The organism is Nocardioides sp. ChNu-99, assembly GCF_029493445.1.
GTDB lineage: Bacteria > Actinomycetota > Actinomycetes > Propionibacteriales > Nocardioidaceae > Nocardioides.
The window spans coordinates 41,403-52,223 of sequence record NZ_JAHWBL010000027.1 but is presented as its reverse complement, the minus strand read 5'-3'; the positions used below and the strand labels follow the sequence as shown (position 1 = coordinate 52,223).

Annotated in this window: 6 protein-coding genes; 1 reads left to right on the top strand and 5 read right to left on the bottom strand. The window is 64.1% G+C overall.

The genetic code is table 11. The annotated features are described in order from the left end of the window. On the top strand, window positions 1-501 hold a 501-nt coding region (locus KK617_RS10845; protein ID WP_277500017.1), incomplete at its 5' end, for a tyrosine-type recombinase/integrase. Between the two features lie 92 nt (window positions 502-593). On the opposite strand, the gene KK617_RS10840 is transcribed toward KK617_RS10845, so the two are convergent. From KK617_RS10840 to KK617_RS10820, 5 genes are read right to left on the bottom strand one after another with little or no spacing between them, the layout of a single operon-like run. Further along, entirely contained in the window at window positions 594-1,460 is an 867-nt protein-coding gene (locus KK617_RS10840) for a TIR domain-containing protein (protein ID WP_277500016.1), read from the bottom strand. 11 nt (window positions 1,461-1,471) lie between these two features. Next, entirely contained in the window at window positions 1,472-3,049 is a 1,578-nt protein-coding gene (locus tag KK617_RS10835; protein WP_277500015.1) for a hypothetical protein, read from the bottom strand. After that, the gene (locus KK617_RS10830; RefSeq protein WP_277500014.1) at window positions 3,018-4,157 is read right to left on the bottom strand and encodes a DUF3320 domain-containing protein; all 1,140 of its coding nucleotides are present in this window, start codon (window positions 4,155-4,157) and stop codon (window positions 3,018-3,020) included. Before KK617_RS10830 ends, KK617_RS10835 begins: the two co-directional genes overlap by 32 nt. Continuing rightward, the gene (locus tag KK617_RS10825; protein WP_277500013.1) at window positions 4,157-7,591 is read right to left on the bottom strand and encodes a type ISP restriction/modification enzyme; all 3,435 of its coding nucleotides are present in this window, start codon (window positions 7,589-7,591) and stop codon (window positions 4,157-4,159) included. Before KK617_RS10825 ends, KK617_RS10830 begins: the two co-directional genes overlap by 1 nt. After that, complete coding sequence (locus tag KK617_RS10820) at window positions 7,588-10,689, bottom strand: helicase-related protein (protein ID WP_277500012.1); 3,102 nt, start codon at window positions 10,687-10,689, stop codon at window positions 7,588-7,590. Before KK617_RS10820 ends, KK617_RS10825 begins: the two co-directional genes overlap by 4 nt. Between the last annotated feature and the right edge of the window lie 132 nt (window positions 10,690-10,821).

The window sequence follows — 10,821 nt, the reverse complement described above, 5'->3', positions numbered from 1 at the left end:
ATCGCGCTGCGGCCTCGCCACATCGACTTCCTGCGCCGCACGATCAGCGTGGAGGAGACGATCGTGGAGACCTCGAAGGCCCACTCCCCCACCGGCGAGCGCTTCATCGTCAAGCCCTACCCGAAGAGCAACGAACCCCGCACCTTCGGCGTTCGCCAGGCTTGGCTCGATGCGATCGCCGAGCACATGCGTGTCAAAGAGATCGGCCGCGACGACCTGCTGTTCACCACCAAGGTCGGGACGCCGATCTCCCGAAACAGCTTCCGAACCCGCGTCTGGCTTCCCGCAGTGCAGGCCAGCGGCGTCGACTTCCCCGTCCGCGTCCACGACCTCCGCCACGCGCACGCTTCCTGGCTGCTGGCCGGCGGATCGGACCTCGAGTCGGTTATGGACCGGATGGGCCACCACCAGATCCAGACGACGCAGAAGTACCTCCACGCGTTGCCCGACGCCGATCAGAAGAACCTCCACGCGCTCGAAGCGGTCCATCGGCGCTCGTGAGCACGGATGTACTGGGTCGCCCGGTACGTCGAGCTCGTATGGGACGCTCAGGTACGCGTCGCGAAACTAAGCCGGACGGGCCGAGACCGACACTACGGACGGACAGCCTCGGCCAGGGCGTCCGCCAACTCGTCGACGGTCATCAGCGAGGTGTTGAGAGTCAAGATCCCAGCGAGCAGGGGCGACTGTGCGTGCACTTGATCCTTGGTCACTCGATGCCAGACCGGCAGGATGAGGTTTTCGCCAGTACTCGTCTTCTTGCTGAACAGGGCATCGAGTTCCGCCTGCGTCCACTGCTTGGCGAAGAAGTCCGGCGAAAGGATGACGACGCCGAACCGAGCGCGGGCAATCCCCTTCTCAATCTCTTGGCGGATGCTCAGACCGCCCTTGATCTTGATCTCGTCGAACCAGACAGAGAGACCGCGTGCTTCCAGCGCTCCCTTGAGGGGCCGCGCAACTTCGTCCTTGTCCTCACTCGCGTAGGACAGGAAGACATCGTTCTCCGATACGAAGGGCTCGAACGCGCGGGGCGAGAGACCGCCGGGATGACGATCGGGAGCGAAGGGTTCGCGCGGCGGATCACCCAGGCGGCGAGGTGGGGCGAACTGGCGAGCAGCAGCCGCGTTCTGCTTCTTGATCGCATCGAGCGCCTTCTTCTGGCTCGCCTGCTGCTCCTTGTCGTACTTCCCCTGCGCCGTGGCGATCTTCTTTTCGACGTCAGCGAGCTTCTTCTCCAGGTACGATCGCTTCTTCTCGCCTTCGTTCGCTGCCTTCTCAGCCGACTCGGCCTCGCGCGCCTTCGACCGCCTTGTGGCGTCCGACTTCGTCTTGTCGGCGGCAGCGCGAGCGGCGGCAGCCTTCTTCCGCTTGTCGGCGACGGTCGCCGACGCCTTGCTGATCTGCGTCCGCAACTGGATGGCCTGCTCGCGGTACCGGCGCAGGTCGGACTCGGCCGTCATCAAAGTGCCATTCAGTTCTTGGACTTGTTGGGGACCAGGTAGTGCGGGCCAACTAGTCCGACGTGGACCTTGCCCGTTGAGCCGCCGGTGTCGTCATGGAAGTACACGCGTGGCGCGAGGTTGCCCCCGCCCTCCGAGACCTTCAGGTGGGCGAGCATCGTGATCTCCCCCGATGGGTCGACCGCCGAATCGACCTTGAAGATCCGAGTCCGGCGGAGCTTGTCACTGTTCTGGACGGTCTCGCTCTCGCTCATCGAGAGTTTTTTCGTCGTCGCGGGCCAGCCGAGCAGCGGACCCTCGGCGCACCACTCCCAGAAGCCGCCCTTGTTCCACCCGTTGGAACGGTCCTCGGCGTAGGCAGCCAGTGCGCGCAGCCCTCGCCACGTCGTGTTTCCCCAGGCGAATGAGTTCGGCGCGGTGTCGATGTCAGCGAGGTCCCGTGGCGCCGAGTCGGGGACGGCGAGCCATCGCGACAGGTAAGTCTGGGCAGCCAGTACGGCCTCGGATGTGTCCTGTACTTCGTCGGGGATGGCCGTCGTGATCTCGTGCTGCGTCCCCCAGAGGATCTCGCCCAGTCCTCTCGCAATCAGCGCCTCCTTAAGCCGGGCGAGGTGACCATTGGCCTTCGCAAGGGCCTTCTCCAGTTCGCTGTGGTCGGCGATGGCGACATCTCGTTCGAGTTCCCACTGCTGCCGTGCTTCCTCGAGCTCGGCCGCAGGGACCATTCCGTCGAGGGCATCGGCAGGAAGACCGGTCTGCTCGGCGAAGACAGCGAACACATCGGGCACGCGTCGACGCGCGGACAGTTGCGTTACCGAGTAGACGATCCGATCGATCGTCGCCTGAGTCGCGTCGTGCAGACGGGCCCGCTGGTAGTACCGGTGCCGCCAACCATCGGCGTCCGGCGTTACCGGATGTGGCGTGTAGACCCGGATTCCACCGCCCCAGACGGCGAGACCGCCGAGCACATCCTTGAAGGCCGTGACGGCATCGTTGTCGAGCGTGACGACGACCGCCACCCCTTCGACGCGCGTCGCAATCCTGTTGGCCCACATCAGCCACCGACCATCGTGTTGGCCACCCGGCTCAGAACACACGATCAGCGGCAGGGTTCGGTTCGGGGCGGCCAGCAGGTCGGTGAGGATGGCCATGCCTGCGGCAGGAATGGCTTGCGGCTCGGTGAGGAGCGCGCTGCCACCAAGTGATGGCTTACCTGCCACCGCCAGCAACTCGTGCACGATCTTCGGCCGCCCTACCGCGACGCGGAGTGTGAGGTCGTCAGACTCCATGCGGTTCTCGACGAGGGCGTGGGTAACTGCATCGTCGGCGACCACCCTGATAACAGTTGTCCAGACAGCTGCATCACCCGGCTTGTGGTCGCTGGATCTGAGCTCGAACGCGGTAGCGCCAACAGGCCGGTAGTCGATGCGACGATGGCGGCCTTGCGAGACCTCCAGATCGGTCTGCCCTTCCACGAGCGGTTCGGGATCCGATGTCTCCTGCGCCCACGCCGCCGTGCAGTGGCGGAGGTCTTCGAGACTTGCGGCGGGGGTCCTGTCAGTCCATACGGCGCGGTAGAGAACGCTCACAGCAACTCCTTCGCTCTGGCGAGGTGCCCCGCGACCTGTTTGGTGCGCGCCTGCGGCCGAAGGTCTGGAGTACGGCGACGTCGAGATCCTCGTCCGAGATGTCGGCGTGTTTCGCCTTGACAAAACGAGCGGCATTGGCGATCTCGACGGGGCTGATGTAGACGAACGGTCGGTCGGCGGTGCTGTCGTTGGGGCGGAACTCGGCCCACGTCGCCGGGTCGATCTCGCGGGGCCAGACGAACTTGTCCTCGTCGACAAAGAGACCGGCCTGCCTGATTTGGTAGGCGATCTTCTTCTCACGGTTCGCCCGGACGCGCTGTAGTCCGAACGACTGAGCGGTCTTGTCCACGAGTCGATCGAGATGGATCGGACCCTCGTACGTCGCGATCTCGACGGCGACTGCGCGCACCTTCTCCTTAGCCACCTTCTTGGGCAGGTCATCGAGGACCTCGACCCCGCCCACCGGAACGACAGTCCATGGCTCGAACTCCAGGCGCTTGCTGCCAATCACGCTGGGTTCGCGCTCCAGCACTTCCGGGTCGGGGATCACGACCTCGGGGTTGCCAGCGCCCTCGGCGTCGCCGGGCGTGGGAACCTCGGCACGAGCTGGAGCGGGCGAGGCGGGTGGCGTGGCAGACGCTTCGGCAGCCTGCTCGGTGACTCCCGCTTCCACTGCGAGTGCGGCGAGCGCCTCGTGACGAATGCTCCGTGCATCCTCCATACCGTCGTCGTTGAAGTGCTCCAGGAGGCGGACGCAGAAGTCGTTGGCGCGGAACGCTTCCTCGACCGAGAAGTCGTACATGTGCGCCATCTGCTTGCGGACAATGCGGAGTTCGTTGCCGATGGTGCTCACTGCGCGCTGCCTGTCATCAAACGGGTAACCGAAGTCGCCGAGCCGCTCGGTGAGCATTCGGAGCTGAGCCTGGAGGTCGTAGGTCCAGTGCTGGTAGCTGCCCGAGAAACCCTTCTTCTGGTCGAGGAGGTCGAGCACCACTGTCCACGGGTGGCCGCCGAGGTTGGGTGCGAGCTTCGCGGCGATGATCGGATCGAGCCTCTTCGCGAGGTGGTCGAGCCCTTCCTTCACCGACAGGTTGGGCTTGAAGCTCATCAGAAGATCACCTCGCCCTGCGTTCCAGGAAGCATCCCGTCCTCGAAGAACAAGGCGGCGTCGTCAGATGACGTGCCGCCCTTTGGCGGCTTGCGCAGAGCGTCGGACACGGGAGGCAGTTCGTCAGCGGGAATGAGCGGGCCCGCAAGGATCTGCTCCAGCAAGGCAATTCCGTCAGGCACGATCGCGAGAGTCTCCTTGATGGCGGCGACGATCTCGACGAGCTCATGGCTCCACTCAGGCGCCCAAGCAGCGGGTCGGATGTGGTCGAGCGGTGAGGCGCTGGAAGCCGCGCGGCCAGCCGGCTTCGACATGCGGTAGCCAAGCCACTTGGGGATGACGTCCATTCCGCTGACCTCGAACGTCCAGACCTCTTCGGGCACGCCGGTGAGTACTCCGTCGGCGACCTTCAAGGTCTCGGTGGGGGCATCGAACTTTATGTCTGTCTTCGCCTCCGGGAGGCGCGACGGCTCGGGCTGCCACTCGATGCCCGCGGTCGGTAGCGTGCCAGCGCCGAAGCGCTCGCCGAAGGTCTGGAGCCACATCAGCTTCTCGCCATGTTGCGACATCCGCACGAACAGCCCGGGTTCGGCGGTGAGGGGCACCCGGGGGCCGGGCGTCTCGAGGGCGTCGTGGAACCGCTCGGTGTAGTCGGTGCCAGCAAGTACCCCGAAGGTGTAGGCGAAGAGCAGTTCGACGGTGACCTTGGCGCCGAGCTTGTCACCGAGGATCTCGAGCGCCGCCGTGTCCGCATTAGGTGTGCCCTTGGCGTCGCGGTACAGGGGGACGATGTCCTTGCCGCCGTAGGAGCCGCGGAAATGATGCTTGTCTGGCACGGCCGTCGTCAGGGTGGCGGCCGGTCCGCCGCCGAGACTGGTGGTCGTCATGGTCGTGAGGAACACCTGCTTGTTGGACAGAGATGCCCAGAGCGACGGGCTCTCGGTCTTAGCGAGGCGAGGGTCCTCGAAGGTCCACTGCCGATCGAACGAGCGCATTCCGAAGCGGACGATGGGTTCGTGAGCGTCGCCTGGCTTGAGGTCGACTAGCTTCGTCATGCCCGGCACCTTGGTGGAGATGCTGCGACCGGTCTTCGAGGGCGCGAAGTACTTCAACCGCTCGCCGGGCACATTCGTCGCGACGAATTGCTCCCATCGCTCCTCCAGCAACTCCTTCGTCGGGGCCACCGGCCAGGTGCGGCTGATCATCGACCCCGGCTGCTGCCACGGAAAGAGGTCGATCACCTTGGGACACGCCGCCCAGTCGGCACCGCCTGCAGTGGGGATCAAGGGCGCGTGCCAGTCGGTACTCGCTTCAAGGGTGGTGAGCGTGGTCTTCCCAGCGGCGAGATCGGTGAGCGCGGCGAGCTTCTCGGCCCGGGTGCCCCGGTAGCTGGCGTACCGCACCGGCGCCGGCTTGCTTCGATCTCCGTTGCCGTGGCGGACGAGGGTGACGATCGCGACCGGCGACTCGATGTCAAAGACGTTCTCGTCCTTGCGGGTGCCCTTGTTGTCGCCGTGGAGGTCGACGACGGTGATTTCGTCCGCCACCTCACGGGCGAGTCGGCGCAGGCCGAGGAATCCTGGTCCGTCGAGCCACGACGAAGCGGTGATCATCGAAACGACGGCCGGCCCGGTGTTCTCCTCGAAGACCTTCCAGATGGCCCAGCGCCAGAAGTAGACATAGAGGTTGTACAGGCTGGCGTGGGAACTGAAGATGACGTGCTTCTTCGCATCGTCGAAGATGTCGTCGAACAACGACCGGGATGCGCCTTCCTGCAGCGCCGTGATGAAACCGCCCGTGCCGTTGCTCTCGACGCGGTCGTAGGGCGGGTTGCCGATCAAGACGTTGTGGTTCCAGTCGTACTTGACCTCATCGGCGTGTGCGCCCTCGGTGCTGATCGGGTCGGCGAGCGCTTCGATCACCTGTGGGTGCTTGGCCCCCAGCGTGTCGCCGAGGTAGATGGGCAGGCGTGCCTTTGCCCGGAGATTCTCGGAGATGTCGAGTGAAACCTTGAGGTGGCTGACGGCGTAGGAGGCGAGCGAGATCTCGCATGCGGAGGCATGTGCGAGCGCGGCCGCCTCGCCGCCCTCCTTGTCGTTGCGCTTCGCCTGGCGCAGCCATTCGACGAGGAAGGTGCCGGTCCCGTTCGCGGGGTCGAACATCGAGACCACTGCGTCGCCAGCGTTGGCGCGCTTGGGGATGTCGATGTCGGGGTTCGCTTCGACGTACTCGGCCCAAGTAGTGGCGTCCGCGACACCAAGCGGCAGCCCGAACGACTTCAGCGCGTCGTCGACGGTCTTGACGATGTAGCGCACGACCGGAAGGGGCGTGTAGAACGCGCCCAAGTCCTTGCGCTGGCCTGGGTCGTACTGTGCGAGGAACTCCTCGTAGAAGTAGACGACGGGATCGTCGCGCTGGTTGTCGGCACCGAAGTCGGCGAGCAGCTCGTCGACGTCCGTGACCGCGAGCTGCTCCGCAAGCTCGTTCAGCCCCAGCTCATCAACGTCGATGACCCCATCGGAGTCATCACGGAAGCGCGAGTAGATCGCGTCGAGGAACTCGTTGTCGAACTTCAGGGCGGAGACTGACTGGTCAGCCTTGAACTCCTCGGGGTGCGCGATGCGCGCGGTGAGCAGCCCGTAGACCATCGTCTGGGCATAGACATCCGCGAACCGGTCCGGGGTCAGGTTCCCCAGCAGCTGCTCGCGGACGTCGTTGAAGAGGGCCCGGATCGGACCGCCCTCGGTCTCGACCTCGTAGAGCGCACGAACTTCGTCGCGGACGTCCTGAGCAACCTCAGCCATGCGGGCCGATAGTGCCTTGGCTGACCGGATGCCCTCACGGTAGCCCCGAAATCCCTTGCCGAATTCCGGACTCAGGACGATCTTGGGGCCATTCGGGGAATTCCAGAACAGGTCAGGCACGCCACGGCGTACCAGGAGGTCAAGTCGGGCCGAGGTCGGCTCGTTGCTCCAGGAAAGGACATTGAGAACGCGCTTGCCGTCTTTCTCGCGGAAGTTGACGACGTGCAGGAGGTGCTCGTTGCCTTCGGAGAGGCAGAAGAACAACAGGTCAGGAAGATCCCATTGGGCGTGGGTGCCGCTGCCCTTGCGGGCGCGCTCGTTCTTGACGAGACGCTGTACGAGGCGGCGGATCGCGCCGACTGGTAAGCGGCCGCCGTCGAACTCCAACACCCAGACGCCAAACGCCTGATCCTTCTTAAGCTGCGGAATCTGAGAGATGTGCTTGAGCCTCGCGACCTTTTCCGGATCAAGGTGGAGCTCCTCCGGTTCCCACTCGAGTTGGAGGTCGTCCCAGGTGAGGCCGTCGGGGATCGGCCAGTCGAGGCCGTCGAGCAGCAGGGTCAGGAGGTGGTCAGTTGACTTCGGTGCGGCCTTGAGAAGTTGCCGGAGGCGGCTCTCGTTGGCAGTCATCGCACTTCCATCCAGCAGATCGTCTTCGGCGTCGGAGCATCCATCGGCAACTGGGTCTCCTTGCGAAGCCTCTTGGTCTCGTTTCTCTCGAACTCGCGCAGCGCTGGGTACAGCTTCGAGCGGTCGCTGAACGCGGCGGGCGGCGTGCTGGGTTCGGCGACGATCGCTCCGTCGACCGCGTGTAGGGCGCGCTCGACGCCCTCGGCAGTACGGAGCGCCCACTCGATCTCACCCGGTTCGATCGTCCACTCGGCCTCGCTGTCGTCGTCGGCCGCCTTGGTGAGCACGGGGACGCGGCGGCAGATGAACACGCCGGAGGGCTTGCCCACCTTGGCCGTGGAGATGCCATCGGGCAGGCGCGTGACGAGTTCGTGCAGGTTGGGGTTCTCTCTGACCAGGTTGAGCCACTTGAGACGTAGCTCTTCGATGGGGGCGACGTCCCCGTTGTACTCGTCCTTGAATGCCTGGAAGACCTTCACGTCGTCGTACACGTCGGACTCGTCGATGAGCTTGCCGCCCGGGATACCGAGCGTGCTGGAGATCATGAGCGTCTTGCTCTGGACGCGGCTGTACAGCGTGAGCAGAGTTTCGATCTCTGCCGGAGGCAGGAAGTTTCGGATCTGGATGTGGCCGCGCGACTTCTTCGCTGAGGGCCTCTCCTTGATCAGTTCCTTTTCGATCTGTGGGTTCATCCGGCGATCGACGCGACCGATGCGCTGCATCAGGCGGACAGGGTTCCAATGGATGTCGTAGTTCACGAGAAGGCTGCCGTCCTGGAGGTTCACTCCTTCACTCAGCACGTCGGTGGATACCAGTACACGGAGTGGCGCGAGCTTCTTGCGGTCGGCTGCGGAGACCTTGTTGTAGAAGGGCGCGAACCGCTTGATCATCGCGTAGCGGTCGTTGCCACGTGTGCCGTCGATGCGATCGACGTCGACCAGGCCATCCTTTCGGAGTTGCTCCTCGAGGTAGCGGGCGGTGTCCGCGAACTCGGTGAAGACGATCACGGGCTCGTTGCGGAACTCGGGCGTGAAGACGGCCTTGTCCAACTTCTCCTTCGACCCCTTGGACTGACCGATGAGGAGGTCGCGGAGGCTGAGGTACTTGTCGTCCACGCCTGCGCCACCCAGGATCAGATCCATGAAGCGCGCGAGCTGATCGAGATCGTCGAAGGCCGCGTCGATCATGTCCTGCAACCTGTACTCACCGCCGACGAGGTAGTAATCGAGTTCGTTGAGCTCCTCTTCGGTGAGGTCCTCCTCGCGCCACACCTCATCCAGCGTTGCGCGGTAGCGGTCGTGGATCGCCTGGAGTGTCGGCTCATTTGCGGCACGCCAAATAGTCAGCCGGCTCTCTTGATCCGGATCCACCTTCGTATTCACGTCGAGCCAGCCGAGTACCTTGGCCGACAGGTCGAGGCAAGAGCCCGCGAATGCGGCGAGGCTCGATTCGAACCGCTTGAGGAAGATGGTGCGGATGAGGGCAACCACCTGCCGCTGGCGGTTCTCCGCTCGGGTGTCGACGTCCTTGTTGGTCGAGAACGCCAAGGGGTAGTACATCGGCAGCACGAAGAGGGGGGTGGCGCGGCTGAAAGCGTTCTGCAACTCGGTGAAGAGCGGGGAGTAGAGCGTCCCGAACTCGTAGGGCACAACTCGGGGCACCTGTGTCTCGGGGAAGACGACCTCCGAGCCGCCGACGACCTTGGAACTCTCGACGGCATACTTGCGGCTGTTCTGGTGGATGATCGACTGGAACAGTTTGTCCTTCGCCATGAGATCCGCGATCGCAGTGGCATCTGGCACTGCCGTCTTGAACGGCTTTTCGAGGCTGACGACGTACTTCCGCAGGCTGTTGATACCGATGCTCGCGAAGTGGCTGTCGGCATCGACCCCGGTGAAGAGCTCAGCCTGGTGCACAAGGTCGAAGAGTGAGTTGTTGATTGGGGTTGCCGTGAGAAGGAAGACGGTCTTCCGCCTGCAGATCTCGTGCATCCGCCACCAGCGCGATCCCCATGGGTTCTCGTCCGTCGGGTTCTTGCCGTGGTTCCGGAAATTGTGCGCCTCGTCGATGATGATGACGTCGGCGCGCTTTGCCAGATGCTCGATCTCGTCGGCACCCTTCTGTGTCGTGAGGTCGGTGTGGGCTCGGACGAGCACGTTGGAGAACTGTCCGAACAGCTCGGGCAGCTTCTCCTTGAGCTCTGGGTTCCACACGGCGTCCTGGCCGGTCTTCGTCGCCATGATGAGGACGTTCTTGCGATGGCGCACGGCGAAGTACTCCGTCAGCATCAGCCCGACGAACGTCTTGCCCAGTCCGACGCCGTCGGTGAGAAAGCCACCGTTCCACCGTCGTGACATCTCGATCAGCGAGTGGAATCCCTCCTGCTGGTAGGGCGCGAGCAGGGGGTAGATGACGGAGTCGGACTCCTCCCACGACTTGTCGGTGGGATCGACGTTCGCGGTCAGCGCGTGCAGCGCCTTGGCGTAGACCTCCAAAGGGGTGAATTCACGCACATTGTGTTCAAGCACGGCGAGCAGCTCGGGGTTGACCGGCGTGGCCTCGTCCCAGTGGCTCTCGTACCACTCTTGGAGGTCGGCCACCTCGGGACCCTGGAACTTCACGTTCAGCTCGACGTTCTGGGTCAACCCGGGGCGGGTGAAGTTGGAAGAGCCGACGAGCGCTGCCGAGCCGACGACCTTCAGCTTGCTGTGGGTGATGTAGGCCTTCGCATGGAACTTCTTGGGCTTGTAGACCCGAATCTCGATCTTGCCGGCGCGGATGCCGTCAACGACGGCGTCCACCCCGGTGAGGAAGGCGTCACCGTTCTGTCGTTCCTCGAGAATGGAGGTGTCGAGGGCGGCTGCAATGGCGTCGGCTGTGGTGCGGCTGGTGTCGCCCCCGATGAGAAGGCGGATCTTCTCAACCTTCTGCCAGGCACCGTCGAGCGCGAGGAACGCTCCGATCTCGAAGTGACCGGTGGCGATGTCGATCGCCGAGCTGATGTCGCACCACTCGCGGACGTACTGGAGTGCCTTCCAATCCTCTGCTGTGTTGTCGACAATGAACTGATCTGACGTTGCCACTCGGTTTCCCTTCACTCCCTCGCTCCTCTCGAAACTCTATGGGGCCGGCCCGACAGAATCAGGAGAACGCAGGTCCTGGGCACGCAATTGCCGAACGCCCATGACCCGGCACGTGCCCGCTGTGCGGCGGACCCATTGAGGTCGGCG